The sequence below is a fragment of the Variovorax sp. GW821-FHT10C12 genome, assembly GCF_059415405.1.
Map to the genome: position 1 here is coordinate 2,187,978 of NZ_JBWKNE010000001.1, position 15,097 is coordinate 2,203,074.

18 protein-coding genes are annotated in these 15,097 nt (G+C 65.8%); 17 read left to right on the plus strand and 1 reads right to left on the minus strand.

The features are described 5' to 3' along the window. Nucleotides 1-386 precede the first annotated feature (386 nt). On the plus strand, nt 387-1,622 hold the full coding sequence (locus AC07OH_RS10440) for an NHL repeat-containing protein (protein ID WP_495300549.1): 1,236 nt from the start codon (nt 387-389) through the stop codon (nt 1,620-1,622). A gap of 104 nt (nt 1,623-1,726) precedes the next feature. Here the strand turns inward: AC07OH_RS10440 and ilvB are convergent, their stop codons facing one another. Continuing rightward, nucleotides 1,727-3,514, minus strand: a complete 1,788-nt coding sequence (ilvB, locus tag AC07OH_RS10445; RefSeq protein ID WP_495300550.1) for a biosynthetic-type acetolactate synthase large subunit — start codon at nt 3,512-3,514, stop codon at nt 1,727-1,729. A 65-nt stretch (nt 3,515-3,579) separates the two neighbouring features. Between ilvB and AC07OH_RS10450 the strand changes: the two genes are divergently transcribed. The 16 genes from AC07OH_RS10450 to AC07OH_RS10525 all read left to right on the plus strand — a co-directional run bounded on the left by AC07OH_RS10450 (nt 3,580) and on the right by AC07OH_RS10525 (nt 15,038). Continuing rightward, nucleotides 3,580-4,074, plus strand: a complete 495-nt coding sequence (locus AC07OH_RS10450; RefSeq protein WP_495300551.1) for an Lrp/AsnC family transcriptional regulator — start codon at nt 3,580-3,582, stop codon at nt 4,072-4,074. Between the two features lie 83 nt (nt 4,075-4,157). After that, on the plus strand, nt 4,158-4,685 hold the full coding sequence (locus AC07OH_RS10455; protein ID WP_495300552.1) for a P-loop nucleotide/nucleoside kinase family protein: 528 nt from the start codon (nt 4,158-4,160) through the stop codon (nt 4,683-4,685). Nucleotides 4,686-4,689: 4 nt separating this feature from the next. Next, entirely contained in the window at nt 4,690-5,013 is a 324-nt protein-coding gene (locus AC07OH_RS10460; RefSeq protein WP_495300553.1) for a hypothetical protein, read from the plus strand. Between the two features lie 22 nt (nt 5,014-5,035). Next, nucleotides 5,036-5,569 carry a GNAT family N-acetyltransferase gene (locus AC07OH_RS10465; RefSeq protein ID WP_495300554.1) on the plus strand — a complete coding sequence of 178 codons (534 nt, stop codon included), beginning with the start codon at nt 5,036-5,038 and terminating at the stop codon, nt 5,567-5,569. A gap of 124 nt (nt 5,570-5,693) precedes the next feature. Further along, the gene (locus AC07OH_RS10470; protein WP_495300555.1) at nt 5,694-5,942 is read left to right on the plus strand and encodes a DUF1272 domain-containing protein; all 249 of its coding nucleotides are present in this window, start codon (nt 5,694-5,696) and stop codon (nt 5,940-5,942) included. 367 nt (nt 5,943-6,309) lie between these two features. Further along, nucleotides 6,310-7,176, plus strand: coding sequence for a tetratricopeptide repeat protein (locus AC07OH_RS10475; RefSeq protein ID WP_495300556.1), 867 nt, complete (start codon nt 6,310-6,312; stop codon nt 7,174-7,176). After that, the gene (locus tag AC07OH_RS10480) at nt 7,173-7,577 is read left to right on the plus strand and encodes a hypothetical protein (RefSeq protein ID WP_495300557.1); all 405 of its coding nucleotides are present in this window, start codon (nt 7,173-7,175) and stop codon (nt 7,575-7,577) included. Before AC07OH_RS10475 ends, AC07OH_RS10480 begins: the two co-directional genes overlap by 4 nt. A gap of 20 nt (nt 7,578-7,597) precedes the next feature. Further along, complete coding sequence (locus tag AC07OH_RS10485; protein WP_495300558.1) at nt 7,598-8,248, plus strand: hypothetical protein; 651 nt, start codon at nt 7,598-7,600, stop codon at nt 8,246-8,248. Nucleotides 8,249-8,418: 170 nt separating this feature from the next. Next, entirely contained in the window at nt 8,419-9,078 is a 660-nt protein-coding gene (locus AC07OH_RS10490) for a response regulator (RefSeq protein WP_495300559.1), read from the plus strand. Then, nucleotides 9,075-10,499 (plus strand): sensor histidine kinase, encoded by a 1,425-nt coding sequence (locus tag AC07OH_RS10495; protein ID WP_495300560.1) that lies wholly within the window; start codon nt 9,075-9,077, stop codon nt 10,497-10,499. Before AC07OH_RS10490 ends, AC07OH_RS10495 begins: the two co-directional genes overlap by 4 nt. A 34-nt stretch (nt 10,500-10,533) precedes the next feature. Further along, complete coding sequence (locus AC07OH_RS10500; protein WP_495300561.1) at nt 10,534-12,231, plus strand: serine hydrolase domain-containing protein; 1,698 nt, start codon at nt 10,534-10,536, stop codon at nt 12,229-12,231. A 62-nt stretch (nt 12,232-12,293) separates the two neighbouring features. Then, nucleotides 12,294-12,710 (plus strand): VOC family protein, encoded by a 417-nt coding sequence (locus AC07OH_RS10505; protein WP_495300562.1) that lies wholly within the window; start codon nt 12,294-12,296, stop codon nt 12,708-12,710. A 55-nt stretch (nt 12,711-12,765) separates the two neighbouring features. Next, nucleotides 12,766-12,975 (plus strand): DUF4287 domain-containing protein, encoded by a 210-nt coding sequence (locus AC07OH_RS10510; RefSeq protein ID WP_139703055.1) that lies wholly within the window; start codon nt 12,766-12,768, stop codon nt 12,973-12,975. A 101-nt stretch (nt 12,976-13,076) separates the two neighbouring features. Continuing rightward, a complete protein-coding gene (locus AC07OH_RS10515) occupies nt 13,077-13,448 on the plus strand; it encodes a VOC family protein (RefSeq protein WP_495300563.1) in 372 nt (123 codons plus the stop codon). A 73-nt stretch (nt 13,449-13,521) separates the two neighbouring features. Continuing rightward, nucleotides 13,522-14,046 (plus strand): sigma-70 family RNA polymerase sigma factor, encoded by a 525-nt coding sequence (locus AC07OH_RS10520; protein WP_495300564.1) that lies wholly within the window; start codon nt 13,522-13,524, stop codon nt 14,044-14,046. After that, nucleotides 14,043-15,038, plus strand: a complete 996-nt coding sequence (locus AC07OH_RS10525) for a FecR domain-containing protein (protein WP_495300565.1) — start codon at nt 14,043-14,045, stop codon at nt 15,036-15,038. Before AC07OH_RS10520 ends, AC07OH_RS10525 begins: the two co-directional genes overlap by 4 nt. Nucleotides 15,039-15,097: the final 59 nt, after the last annotated feature.

A 15,097-nucleotide genomic window follows, 5' to 3' on the forward strand; every position in this document is an offset into this window, starting at 1 on the left:
AGCTTTGGGTTGAAGGTGAGCAGCGATGAAGGCCGCGCGACGTTGTCAGGTTCCCCTGGCTGGCGGACCAGGGAGCCATTGCTGGCGCCAGATGAGAGGGCCGACCGCGAAAAATACCAAGTTCTAGGGATATCGATAGACACTCTTTTTAACAATGATTGACATTTGGATACCCCCTGCACGCCCGTCGACAGGGGGCTTCTTTTTGTTGAGTCCTACAACCATAAAGAGGGGTCAAGATGCTTTTCAGTCAAGCAAGTTCGGTCGCGCGAATCGGCGCCGTGGCCGGCGCGGTCATGTTGGTGGCATCGTGCGGCGGGGGTGGAGGTGGCGGTACTTTTCTGCCGATGGTCGCACCGCCCCCTCCGGCGACAGTGCCGCCCGTCGTGAAGCATTCCATCGGCGGCACGGTCACCGGCCTTGAAGGCCGCCTGGTGCTGCAAAACAATGCCGGCGACGACCTCCAGCTGTCGGCCGATGGCAAGTTCACCTTTGCAACGACCCTGGTCGAGGGCTCGGACTACAAGGTCAGCATCCGTACGCAACCCCTGTGGCAGCGCTGTACCGTCACCAAGGACACCGGCAAGGCCTCGGCCGACGTGAGCGACGTGACGGTGGCCTGCTCGGCCATGGCGGCCAAGGTCGAGACGCTCGCCGGCACCGGCACCTCGGGCACTGCCGACGGCAAGGGCAGGGCCGCATCGTTCGACCTCCCTTACGGCATCGCCCTCACCAAGAATGGGGGTCTGCTCGTCGGCGACTGGTCAAACAACCTCTTGCGCAAGATTTCGCCCGAGGCCGACGTCACCACGTTTGCCGGCAACGGAAACCCGGCGTCGGTGGACGGCAACGGCCTCAACGCTTCGTTCAAGGACCTCACCGGCTTCACCGTGGACGCGACCGACACCGCCTTCGTCGCGGACGCCCAAGGCCATCGAATCCGCAAGGTCACACCGGCGGCCGATGTGACCACGGTGGCGGGCAATGGCACCAACACCACGACCGATGGCAACGGAACCGCCGCCACCTTCAACACGCCCATCTCGGTGGCCGTGGATGCTGCCGGCAATCTGTACGTTCTGGAGTACTACGGCGGCGTCGTTCGCAAGATCTCCCCCACCGGCGATGTCACCACGCTGGCCGGCAGCAGCCCGCGGGGCTTTGCCGACGGCACGGGAAGCGCCGCGAAATTCGGGCTCGGCTACAACATTGCCATCGACGCGTCAGGCAACCTCTACGTCGCCGACAGCAGCAACCATCGAATTCGCAAGATCACCCCCACCGGCGTGGTCACGACCCTTGCAGGGACGGGAACGCCCGGCGCCACCGATGGACCCGGGAACTCCGCGACTTTCTCCGATCCCCGCGGCGTCGCCGTCGATGCGCACGGCAATGTCTACGTGGCCGATTTCGGGAGCAGCCTGTTGCGCAGGATCACACCGGCAGGGGTGGTCTCCACGCTCGCCGGCCAAGAGGGTGTCACGGGTGGGCAAGACGGCATCGGCGCGGCTGCCACGTTCAATCAGCCTCAGGGGCTCACGATCAACGCAGCGGGCACGCTGTATGTCGCCGACACCTTCGGCAATTTGATCCGCAAGGTCACGCCGGTTCGGGCGCCCTGAGGCATGCTGCGGCGACGTGCGCCGAGCGCGTCGCCGCGTGTCAGGCCCCTGCCCTCCCGCAAAGGGAGAGGGGACAAGACCGCAGAACTCGGGCCAACGCGCCCTCACTCCCCCTCGTACCACCGGTCCTTCGCCAGCATCACCCGGTGGTGCCCGCACCCCGACGGCATCATCGGAAAGCAGTTCTCCTGCGCCGCCACCTGCACGTCGAGAAAAAACGGCCCCTTGCTCTCCAGGCATTCGGCCAGTGCCTCTTCCAGCTCCGCCGGGTCGGACACCCGCCGCGCGCCCCAGCCGAAGGCCTTGGCCAACGCCACGAAGTCAGGCAGCGCCTCGTTCCAGCTGTGGCTCAGTCGGTTGCCGTGGTTCAGCTCCTGCCACTGCCGCACCATGCCCATGTAGCCGTTGTTGCTCAGCACCAGCTTCACCGCCGTGCCGTGCTGCACCGCCGTCGACAGCTCCTGGATGTTCATCAGCACCGACGCGTCGCCGCTCACGCACACCGTGAGCGCGTCGGGGTGGCCGATCTGCGCGCCGATGGCCGCGGGCAACCCGTAGCCCATGGTGCCGGCGCCGCCCGAGGTGAGCCAGTGGCGCGGGCTGTCGAAGCGCAGGTACTGCGCGGCCCACATCTGGTGCTGGCCCACATCGGTCGAGACGATCGCATCGCGGCCCGCGATGGCCCGCTGCAGCGACGACATGAGGTGCTGCGGCAGGATCTCTTCGGTTGACGGCGTGAAGGCCAGGCAGTCTTCGGCACGCCAGCGCTCGATGCGCGCCCACCACGGCGCCAGCCGCTCGGGCGCAAACGCTTCGGGCAGCAACCCCAGCAGCGCTTCGACGATCGCGCCGCAGTCGCCCACCATCGGCACGTCGACGTGCACCACCTTGTTGATGCTGCCGGGGTCGATGTCGATGTGGATCTTGCGGGCGTGCGGGCAGAACTCGTCGAGCTTGCCCGTCACGCGGTCGTCGAAACGCGCGCCCACGCACACCACCAGGTCGGCCTCGTGCATCGCGAGGTTGGCTTCGAGCATGCCGTGCATGCCCAGCATGCCGACGAACTTCGGGTCGGACGCGGGGAACGCGCCCAGCCCCATCAGCGTGAGCGTGCACGGCGCGTGCAGCCGGTGCACCAGCTGCGTGAACGCCTCGCAGGCCGCCGGCCCCGAGTTGATGAGCCCGCCGCCGCCGTAGAGCACCGGCCGGCGCGCGGTCGAGATCAGGTCGGCGGCGCGCTGCAGCATCGCCCGCGGCGGCAGCGGCGCGCGGCCCGTGCGCAGCGCGCGCAACGGGGCCGGCGCGGCGCCGTGCGTGAGGCGCATGAGCTGGATGTCCTTCGGCACGTCGAGCAGCACCGGGCCGGGGCGGCCGGTGGTGGCGATGTCGAGCGCGCGCCGAACCAGCGCGGGCACGTCGTCGGCCGCGCGCACCTGCCGGTTCCACTTGGTCACCGGGCGCGACATGCCCAGCGCGTCGCTTTCCTGGAAAGCCTGCGTGCCGATCACCGCCGTCGACACCTGCCCGCTGATGCACAGCACCGGCACTGAATCGCTCATCGCGTCGAGCAGCCCCGTGATCGTGTTGCCCACGCCCGGCCCCGAGGTGACCAGCACCACGCCCACGCGGCCCGTGCTGCGCGCATAGCCCTCGGCCGCATGCACCGCCGCCTGTTCGTGGCGCACCAGCACATGGCGCAGCCGGGGTTCGCCGTGCAGCGCGTCGTACAGCGGCAGCGCCGCGCCGCCGGGGTAGCCGAAGATCGTGTCGACGCCGCATTCGACCAGCGTGTCGAGCAGCGCCTCGGCGCCGTTGCGCACGCGGGGTGGGGTCTCGGGCATGGCCGGCGAGAGGGAGGGCGAGGATGTGGGGGGAAGGTCGAGCAGTCGCATGCCGTCAATTCTTCCGCTCTTGAGGCAGAATTTGCTTCTTTCTTTTGGCTGTTTAAGCACGAAACATGAAAACCAATCGCCAAACATCGACAGACAACGAAGGATCTTTCGACAAGACCGATCTGGCGATCCTGCGGGTGCTGCTGCTCGACTCGCGCAAGACCCTGCAGGAGATCGGCAACGAGGTCGGCCTGTCGCCCACCAGCTGCTGGACGCGCATCAAGAAGCTCGAGGCCTCGGGCGTCATCAAGCGCTACACCGTCGACATCGACCCGGCCAAGCTGGGCTACCACGATTCGGTCATCGTGCAGGTCACGCTAGAGAGCCACACCGACGAAACCCTGTACGACTTCGGCCACACCCTCGCCACCATTCCCGAGATCCAGGAGGCCTACCTCGTGTCGGGCGACTACGACTACTACATCCGCATCGCCGTGCGCGACACGCGCGACTACGAGCGGCTGCTGCGCGAGAAGCTCTACAAGATTCCCGGCATTCGCCACAGCAAGTCGCACTTCGTGCTGCGCGTGCTCAAGGAAGCGACCGTGCCGCTGATCTGACGGGTCGACGAGCCCGCATGAACGAATGGTGGGTACGATCGCCGACGAACGGCCCTTCGCAGACGCCATCCCCCTCCCCTTCCATGAGATCGACTTCGGAACATCGAGCCCTGATCGTCCTGAGCGGACTGCCCGGCACAGGCAAGACCACCATCGCGCGCGAACTCGTGGCGCGCGTCCCTTCGGTGTACCTGCGCATCGACGCCATCGAACATGCGTTGAAGACTGCGAGCGGGAATGCTGAGGACGTGGGCCCGGCGGGCTACGTCGTGGCCTACGCGCTGGCCCGGTCCAACCTTGCGCTCGGCATGTCCGTGGTTGCTGATTGCGTCAACCCGCTGTCGGTCACGCGTGACGCGTGGCGGGCCGTGGCGGCAGAGACGTCGTCGCATCTGGTGGAGATCGAGGTCGTGTGCTCAGACGTCGTTGAACATCGCAGGCGTGTGGAGAACCGGGAAGCCGACATTGCGGGCTTTGCGTTGCCGAGCTGGGAAGCTGTGCTTCGGCATGACTACGAGGCTTGGGGGACGGAGCGCTTCGTGGTTGACTCGGCGCTAGTGAGTGCGAGCGATGCGGCGGACCTGATCTGGCGGCGCGTGCGTGAGCGGTAAGTCGATGCGCTCCCGTTTCATCGACGCCTTCCTGGGCACCATCGTGCTCGGCCCCTGGGCCGCGATGTTTGCCTATCTCGGCCTTGCACCGCTGGCTGCGTACTGGCTCGACGGCACCAAGCATCGCACGGGCTCCAGTCGCGGCTCTTCCTATTGGTGGAGCTTTTCGGACGCCGTGGCCGCGCAGTACCCGATGCTCACCTGGCTGCTGGAACTCAAGAGCCATGTCGTTGTATGGAGCTGCCTGGCTGGCATGGTGATCGGGCCGGTGGTTGCGTGGATCATGAGCAGCCGCTTGAACCGCATGCGTCGCGGCATCCGCCAATGAATTTAGGAATGAACGATCGTCCATGAACCCGACCGCAGATATCTCGGTGCAACCAGCGAAACCCGATGAATGGAAGACCTATCGAGACCTGCGCCTGCGGGCGCTGCTCGATTCGCCGGACGCCTTCGCAAGCACGTACGAAGCGGAGGCCACGAGAACCGATGCGATGTGGTCCGCCCGCATTTCTGCGGCGACTTCGTCGGGGAAGGACCGTGTGCTTTTCGCGTTCAACCGCAACGACGCCTGCGGCCTGATCTGGTGCAAGGTGTCCGGCGATGAACCGGCTGTCGCCCATCTTTTCCAGATGTGGGTCGACCCTGCCTCACGAGGCATGGGGGCCGGTCGCGCTTTGCTCGAAGCGGCAGTTTCCTGGGCCGCGCGCGCAGGGATGAAACGCGTGGGCCTGGGCGTCACTGTCGCAGAAACGCCCGCGATGCGGCTGTACATGGCGTGCGGCTTTCGCCCCGATGGTGCGTTGGAGCCGCTGCGGGAACACTCGCCCCTGATGGTGCAGCCGATGAGCCTGATACTCGGACCTGCCGGAACGACAGCCTGACTTTCGCGATGCCCTGCACGCAGCCTCGTCGTCCGGCAACACGCGCCAGCCTCCCGTCCTCGCCATGCATCGATCGACACACCTTCGTTTAAGCTCGACCGACACAACTCTCTGAGGTTTCGCCATGCTCCAAATGCGCCCCGGGTGTGAATGCTGCGACCGAGACTTGCCACCGGATTCGGCCGATGCCCGCATCTGCTCTTTCGAGTGCACGTTCTGCAGTGATTGCGCGAGCCAACGCCTTACGGGCACGTGCCCGAACTGCGGGGGAGAGCTGGTCCCGCGCCCGTCGCGGCCAGCGGCCAAACTTGCAAAGTTTCCGGCATCGACCACGCGGGTGTTCAAGCCTGAGGGGTGCGCGGCGGCATCGTGAAGGGCCGTCGTCAGGTATGTCCCGCTGACGATTCAATTGGTCACGGCCAGAGACGCACGCTCGCACCTGAATTCCAAAGCACATGCGCACTGACCACACGACTGACCACAACCGGACTATGAAATGCCAGATCTGTGGGCGTTTGCTTGAGCGAAAGGACGACCCTCTGTCAGTGGACTGCGGCGGCGACTGCTGGGGGTGCGTTGGCGAGGTCGAGGCCACCATGGGGTGGGAGCCGTCGCAGAAGAAGGTGCGAGATGAGCTTGCGCTAGGGCTTCGACCAGAATGGAGTGACCCTTCCACCGGCAACTGACGACCACAAGCAGACAGTCAAAGCCACGCCACAGTGGACCCCGATGCAGCCAACTTGAAGCAACCATCGTCCCTCAATTTCATGTTTCTTCCTCCGCAAGTTTCAGCGATAAGCGTTGACTGCGAATGGCGCTACAAAACGCCCTATCCGCCGTTGGGATTCCGCCCCTTCACAGAGGGAGCACTCGGCAATGGCGATTCATTTGGCCTTTACTGGCCCATCGGGTTGGAAGCACGAGAGCCGCTTGTGGTCGAGACATGGCACGATTCGTGGCAGATTCAGCCGACGTATTCATCGCTGTCCTCCTTTTTGGATGCATTCAAAGACGCGGAGGACGAATACCCCGAACCGCCCACGCTTGAAGAGGATGCGCGTTCTCCACGCGCGCTTTTCTTCGAGGCAAAGCAGAGGATTCGGTCGCAAGCTGTAGATGAGGCCGTCGCGCTCTTGGAGCAGGCACTTGACGTGCTCCCTGAGTACACGGATGCGCTCTGCCTCCTGTGGGCACAGTACGTTCGGCAGGGCCGAATAGACGAAGCACGTGTCGTTGCGGTCAAGGCGATCATTGCACCGCCATCATTTGGCCAGCGTGCGACAAAGCAACTCAGATGGTTGCAAGGGCAAGACGATGCGCCGCAGCTAGCGGACGACCCCATCTGGCAAGCCCGCGCCGACCTCACACTGTCTTACGGAGGCGCGAAGACAAACGGGGACTACGCCATCTACCGGACCGCCACTCAAGCCTACTTGAGTGCGTCGCGATTCATCGAAGCGTGCACTCTCATGCAGACCTATGGTGAGCTGATGCATGCAGAAACCGTTTCTTTTCAGGAGCGCGAAGGCTTCGTGCGCCTCGACTACGTAGCGGAACAAATCGCTGCGAGCGGTAAGTTGCCGAATGGGCCAAGGGCTGAACCATGAAATTTGAAGGTCAAAATTTCGCCTCTTTGACCGCACCTTCCGACCGTGTGTTGGAAAGCAGGCTGCTCGCGCTTCGCAGCTACGGTCGGCATTCGTATGCTTCGCTGACCGACGATCAGGGCAACTATCTTCAAGTGGCTGGCGGCGGCGTCACCTGCATGGTTGAACGCTTCGACGCTTCATCCTCGACCAGGGTGCGTGCATTCCATGACAAACCAAGCCCGATATTTCCCGACGGCACCGTGCTCTCCTTCGGCGCTGGAGAACTGAGGTTGATGGCCGATGAATGGTTTCAGGCCAGCGCCGTCGTAGAAATCTTTCTCTGCTTCAAGCACTGTCGAAAGTATGCGGACAACGTCCACTGGCGTCCGGCACTCTCCCCAGGCGCCTTTGCAACTTGACCCGCGAACGACGCTCCCCAATGACAAGCTTCTCCAGCGCTCGAGACCTTCTCGAAGAAGTGGCTTCGCGATACCGCGCCATAGACTCCTATGCCGATTCGGGCTTCGTCCAAGAGCTGGATCGACCGAAGTCTTCGCCGATGTCATTCGAGACAGCTTTTCGGCGCCCTGCAGACTTCAAATTTCGCTTCAGCAGCTCGCATCCCTACGGGCCGAAACGGCACTTGATCTCACTCTCGCAAGTTGGCTTGGATGCAGGAAAGCCGTACTACTGGAGCCAGCACTACAACTCGCCCGCGGAACTGGAACAGGAGGAATCTCTCCTCATGGCCGTTGCTGGCGCAACCGGCGTATCCAGGGGGTCCGCTTTCACCATCTGGTCTCTCCTGTTCCGCGAAGAAGGTGATGACCTGTTTTCGGCCCTCGCGCGGCCACGCTTTCGCAAATTTGCATGCGTCGATGGTGTGAGGTGTCATCGGGTGACCGCTATACACCGAGGTTTTCGTCAGATCGATATCTATATCGGCGTCGATGACCTCTTGCTCAGGGGATGGGTGAATAGATTGGGGCGATTCCCACATGCAGAGATGCGCACAAATATCAAGGTGGGCCGCGAGTTCAGCATCTCCTTCTTTTCGGCAGCGAATGCGGCCACCGCGTCTGCAAACTAGGTTTCGATCCCGATCCACCCTGCGAATTTGGGCCAGAGGGAGCGCACCGACATCGCCCCTGACGAGAGACGAGGAACGGCGCCGCATCTGGCCCGAGTCCAAGCTTAAGGCCAGCCAAAGGTGCACCTTCATCCCCATGCCGGCGCACCCCGCTTCGCCACAATAGGCCCATGCACCTGCTGCTCATCGAAGATGACCTGGACCTCGGCCGCGCCTTGCAGTCCGCACTGAAGGTCGAGGGGCTCTCCAGCGAGTGGCGGCGGCGGGCGGCCGATGCACCGGCTGTGCTCGACAACGAGGCCTTCGATGGCGTGCTGTTGGACCTGGGCCTGCCCGACGGCAGCGGCTTCGATCTGCTGGCACGGTGGCGCGAACAAGGTTGCACCGCGCCGATCATCGTGATCACCGCGCGAGGTGCGGTGGAAGACCGCTTGCGCGGGCTCAACGGCGGCGCCGACGACTTCGTCATCAAACCCTTCGTGACTTCGGAGCTCATCGCGCGCATCCATGCCGTGCTGCGCCGCGCTGCACGGCAGGCCAGCGAGCGCTGGGTCATCGGCGAGCTTGCCATCGAGCCGCGCGGGCACCGTGTGCAGCGGGCCGGCCAACCGGTGATGTTGTCGCCGCGCGAGTTTCAGATCCTGGTCGAGCTGGCGCGCGAGCCCGGCGTGGTGATGGCGAAGCATCTGCTGGCGCAGCGCATGACGCCGCTGGGCGAAGCGCTCGACTCCAGCGCGCTCGAAGTCCACATCTCCAACCTGCGCCGCAAGATCGGTGCCGACTGCATCCGCACCGTGCGCGGGGTGGGCTACCTGCTGGTGACGCCATGACGAAGGCCCGCCCCTTGCCGGCGATGCTTCACGCACTGCGCACTCGCATGACCGAGCCCACGCTGCAGCGTCGGGGCGCGGCCTCGGTGTTCGTTGCCTTCTTCGTCGTCTGGGTGGTGTTGCTGGGCTACCTCTACGTGCAGGCCCAGCGCATCGAGACCAACGCACCCGGCCTCGATCGGTTCAGCAACGACTTCAGCGACGCGCTGGCACCGATCACCGACACCGCCCAGGCGCAGGCCGTGATGGCCGCCACCAGCCATTGGCTCAATGCGCGACGCCAGGCTGAAGGCCGCTTGCCCGGTGTGCGGCTGTTCGAGTTGCTGGACAGCCAGGACCGGCGTGTGTGGGCATCGCCTGCACTGCGCGACAAGGTGTTGCCTGGCGCGCTTCGCACCCTGGTGCCGGTGGAGGTGGGCGGCCTGGCCCACAATGTGTACGAAGCACGCTCCAACCGCTGGACGCTGCGCGTCGTCGAGCCGGTGCGCACCGATGCCGCCTTTCTTTCCTACAACAGCCGCTCCTTGCTGCCCTACCTCGTTCTGGCGCTGCCGATCATCCTCGGCGCGGTGTGGTTCGCGGTGCGCAACGGCCTCACGCCGCTGCAGCAACTGACCCGAAGCATCGCCCAGCGCGCGCCGGACGATCTCTCGCCGCTGGCAGTGCGCGTGCAGCACCGCGAACTCAAGCCGCTGGCCGAAGCGCTCGATCATCTGCTGGCACGCCTGAAGCAGAAGGTCGACCGCGAGCGCTTCTTCGTGCAAGACGCGGCGCACGAGATTCGCACGCCGATGGCCGTGATCACCACGCAGGCCCACGTGCTGGCGCGCACCGCCGACGCGCAGGTGCGCGAAGACGGGCTGCAGCACCTGAACCATGCCGTTGCCCGCGCCTCGCACCTGGCCCAGCAACTCCTGCTGCTGGCCTCGCTGGACGAAGGCCGGCGCGCTGCACCCCAACGCGCCGACATGGCGCAGGCCGTGCGCCAATGGCTCGCACCGATGGCAGACCTGGCCATGGCGCGCGGCATCGAGCTGGAGCTGGAGTCGCCAGACGCGCTGATGGCCTCGGTCAACCAGCCCGCGCTGGGATCCATCGTCGACAACCTCGTGGACAACGCCATCCGCTACGGTCGGCCCCATGGGCGCGTCGTCGTGCACCTGCTGGACGAAGGCGAACGGCTCACGCTGCTGGTGCGCGACGACGGCCCGGGCATTGCCCCGGCTGATCGGGCGCACGTGTTCGATCGCTTCTGGCGCGGCAGCGGACACGGCGACGTGGCAGGGTCGGGCCTGGGCCTGTCCATCGTGCAGCAGGCCGCGCGCAGCATGGGCGGCAATGCGAGACTCACCACAGGCCTCGGCGACCACGGCGTCGGGTTTCTGGTGAGCGTGCCGAACACGGACTTCCGGGCCGGCTGAACACTGCCATGCAGGAATGGCGAAGGACTCGCGCATGAAGAAGAAGGCTTCTGACACCCTGGGGCTCACGCTGCGTTGCGGCGCGCTGCTGCTTTCGGGCCTGCTGGCCTTCGGCACCGCATGGGCACAGCCCCCCAGCTTCGCGACCGACCCCGCCGAGTTGGCGCGCCTGGCACTGCGCGATGAACGCGGCTCGGTCTCGGTCGGTGTGCTGCACGCGGGCCAGGCACGCTTTGCCTTCCTGCAGAACGACGGCGGGGTCATTCCGCCCAATGGCGATGCGGCAGATGCAGTCGACGCCAGTGCCCAGCCTCTGTACGAGATCGGCTCGATCAGCAAAGTCTTCACCGGCCTGCTGTTGGCGCAGAGCGTGGAGCGCGGCGATCTGGCGCTGGACGACAACCTGGGCGCGCTGCTCCAGGGCAAGGCCGGGCTCTCGCCGACGGTCGCCGCCATCACGCTGCGCCAGCTCATCACGCACAGCGCCTGCCTGCCGTGGGACCCACCGGACTTCGAGGGCTACGCCTCGGGCGATCCCTTTTCGAGATTCAGCCACCGCCGCTTGTTGGCTGCCTTGTCCAACCAGCCCATGGCCGCCGCGCCGCCCTGTGCGGCGGCGTACAGCAACTTCGGCTTGGGCGTGGTGGGCCTGGTGCTCAGCGAGCGTTACGGCAAGCCATGGCAGCAGCTGGTGCGCGAGAACATCACGGGCCCGCTCGGCATGCAGGACACGGTGCAAGACCTTGGCGACAAGGCGGCGCGCGTGGCGCCGGCCTTCAACCACAAGGTCGCCGCCCCGCTGTGGGACTTCGATGCCCTGGCCTCCGCAGGTGCGTTGCGCTCCACACCCTCCGACCTGCTGATCTTCAGCCGCGCCTTGATGGCCGGCCGCAGCGGCCCACTCGGCCCCGCCGTCGAACGCCTGCTCACGCCGCTGGGCCGCTACCGCGAGAGCGAGATCGGCTACGCCGTGATGATGCGCGGGCCGCCGGGCAAGCGCACTTACTTCCACTCCGGCATCACCGGCGGCTTCCGCGCGCTGTGGATGATGGCGCCCGACACGCAGGAGGCCGTGGTGGTGCTCGCCAGCAGCGCGCATGCGCAGCCGGGGCGGGTCTTCACTGCCCTCGCGGCCAGCCGGTATCCGGTGGCCCTGTCGCCTGTCACGCTCGATGCGACGTTGCTGGGCACTTACGCGGGCGCGTACCAGGTCGACCGAAACATGGCCTTCACCTTCGTGCCGCAGAACGGAAACCTCTACCGCCGCGCCATTGGAGGTGGTTACCGACCACTGCGGCCGGCCGGCAACGACACCTTCATCGACACCGAGGTGGGCGCGGTCTACGTCTTCGCCCGCGAGAACGGCGCGCTGGCCCGCGTGGACATCACGCAGGGCGGCGGTCGCCTGCGGGCCACGCGCACCGACAAGGCCGCGCCGACCGTGGCGGTCGTGGCGCCTGATCTCGAGGCGGACTACGCAGGCCGCTACCACCTCGCCCGGACCTTGCGGCGCAACCTCGATTTCGACGTGAAGGTCGAGGGCGGCCAGCTCGGCGTGCGATCGGGCAACTGGGAGCGCAGGCCCGTCTTCCCGATGGCGGATCGGCCCGATCGCTTTGCCTATGAGAACGTGCGCAGCCAGCTGCAGTTCGAACGCGATGCCAATGGCAAGGTGGTCGCGCTCGTGCTGTACGAAGGTGGCGAGTTCCGCATGCGGCGCTCGGCGGACTGAGTCCAGCCCTCGCGCGCGGTGGCCCGGCGATTTACCATCGCTGATTTTTGCGATCGCCCCCCATGCATCAATCACTTGGCCTGGTGTCCCTCGTGGTCCCCGACTACGACAAGGCGCTCGAATTCTTCGTCGGCACGCTGGGCTTCGAACTCGTCGAAGACACGCCCGTGCCTGCGCAAGGAAAGCGATGGGTCGTGGTCAAGCCGCAGGGCGGAACAGGGGCGTGCCTTCTCCTGGCGCAAGCGTCGGCGCCAGAACAGCAACGCGCCATCGGCGACCAGGCTGGCGGCCGCGTATTCCTGTTCCTGTACACGGATGACTTCTGGCGCGACTACGAAAAGTACAAGGCCGCAGGCGTCGAGTTCGTCCGCCCGCCTGAGGAACAGCCGCACGGGATCGTGGCTGTCTTCAAGGACCTGTGCGGGAACATGTGGGACCTGATCCAGCCCAATGCCAGCAACAGGAGCTGGCAGCTGTAAGAATGCCCTCCCACCGTTGCACGAACCACACTCTCCACCTGCGAAAGAACCGCCCATGACCGAGACCACCAAGGTAAAAGGACCCGCCTCGTACTTCCCCTCCATCGAGAAGACCTACGGCCAACCGATCGCGCATTGGATGGACATTCTTCAGGCTGCGGGCCCCCTCAAGCACATGGAGCTCGTGAGCCAACTCAAGACCCAGCACCAAATGGGCCACGGGCATGCGAATGCCTTGGTTGCCGCGTTTCTTGCGAAGAAGTAGCACGCGCCATCGGCGCCAAGAATGCGGACCTTTGGCGCACGGAGGTGCGAATGGCCAACGATGCGTTCCCTTTTCGTCGAGCAGCTCACCCAGGAGACACCATGCAGCTTCACACCGCCCGCATCTTCGTCCAGGACCTCGCCCTCGCCTCCCGCTTCTATGAACAGATCCTCGGCCTGCCACTGAAGGCCGACGGACGCGAACAGGGCTTTTGCGTGTTCGGCGCAGGTCCGATGAGCTTGGTGGTCGAACGTGTCGACGAGGATGCCCCGGCAGAAGACCAAGCCCTGGTAGGCCGCTTCACAGGCCTGTCTTTCGACGTGGAAGATATCCAGTCGAAGTACACCGAACTCTCGTCACGCGGCGTCGCCTTCAGCGGCCTCCCCGAGCCGCAGTCATGGGGCGGCATCCTCGCCACATTGCGCGACCCCGCCGGCAACGAGCTTCAACTGGTGCAGCAGCCCCGAACGTAGCCATTGGTGCACAGTCGTCATACAATGAGAATAATTCTTATTTGGATGGCCTGGCCACCGCACTACGTCCGCCATGGCCGCCGATCCCGCTCTGCACCCGCACATCCACACCCTCTATAGCGAGCACCACGGGTGGTTGCAGGGCTGGTTGCGCAGGAAGCTCGGCAATGCCTTCGATGCGGCAGACCTCGCACAGGACACCTTCCTGCGCATCCTCACCGCGCCAGACCACACGCCCGAGAAGCAGTGCGACTGGCAATTGCGGGAGCCGCGCGCCTACCTGACGGTCGTTGCCAAGCGGCTGCTGGCCAACCTGTACCGGCGGCGTTCGCTGGAGCAGGCGTACCTCGATGCGCTGAGCGCGTTGCCCGAGCCGCTCGCGCCCTCGCCCGAGCAGCAGGCGATCATTCTCGAGACCCTGCAAGAGATCGACGCGATGCTCGACGGCCTGGCGCCGACGGTACGCCAGGCCTTCCTGATGGCGCAGCTCGAAGGGCTGGGCTATGCGGAGATCGCCGCGAAGCTGGGCGTGAGCGAGCGCACGGTCAAGCGCTATATGGCCGAGGCCATGGCCCGCTGCATCCTGCTGGTCGCGTGACGGTGCAACGCACGATGGCGGTCGGGGTCGACAAGGCCGTCGCCCTGCAGGCGGCGCAATGGTTCGTCCTGCTGCAGTCGGGCGAGGCCACGGCGGCCGATCGCACGCAATGGGCGCGCTGGCGGGCGGCCGACCCCGCGCACGAAGCGGCCTGGCAGCGCGCAGAGCAAGTCAGCGGCAAGTTCGGCAGGCTGCCGGGCACGCTGTCGATGCCGGTGCTGGGCCGCGCGGTGCGAAGCGATCGCCGCACAGCCGTCAAGGCACTCGCCGTGCTGCTGACCGCAGCGCCTGCCGGTTGGCTGGCCTGGCGCGCATCGCCGGCACGCGAATGGCTGGCCGACCACCGCACCGCCACGGGCGAACGCCGCGAACTGCGCCTGGCCGACGGCACGCGTCTGCAGCTCAACACCGCAACGGCCATCGACGTGGCCTACGGCGCGACGCAGCGCGTGGTGCGGCTCCATGCGGGCGAAATACTCATCGAGACGGCACCCGATGCCGTGCCCTCCTCCGACCCCGGCTATCGCCCCTTCATCGTCGAGACCGCGCAGGGGCGCCTGCGTGCGCTGGGCACGCGCTTCGTGGTCCGGCAGCATGAAGGCGATCGCAGCCATCTGACGGTGCTCGACGGCGCAGTCGAGGTTCGCCCCGACAGCGCGCGCAGCCTGCCGACGGTGGTGCGTGCCGGCGAGCAGGCCATGTTCTCTTCGACGGCCATCAGCGAGATCACGGCAGCAGCGCCCGATGCCGACGATTGGTCGCGCGGCGTCCTGCGCGCCAGGAACATGCGGCTGCACGACTTCCTCGCCGAGCTGGGCCGCTACCGGCCCGGCGTGCTGCGCTGCGATCCGGCGGTGGCCGACCTGCGCGTGTCGGGCGTGTTCCAGCTGCGCGACACCGGCCCGGTGCTCGACAGCCTTCCGCAAGCCTTGCCGGTGGACGTGCTCTTTCGCACGCGCTACTGGGTCACGGTGGTCGCGCCGGGCGGTTGAGGCATCGGGTGCCGGCGGCGGTTTCGGCCGTTGCGATTTTTTCTGTCGCGGCCTGTCCC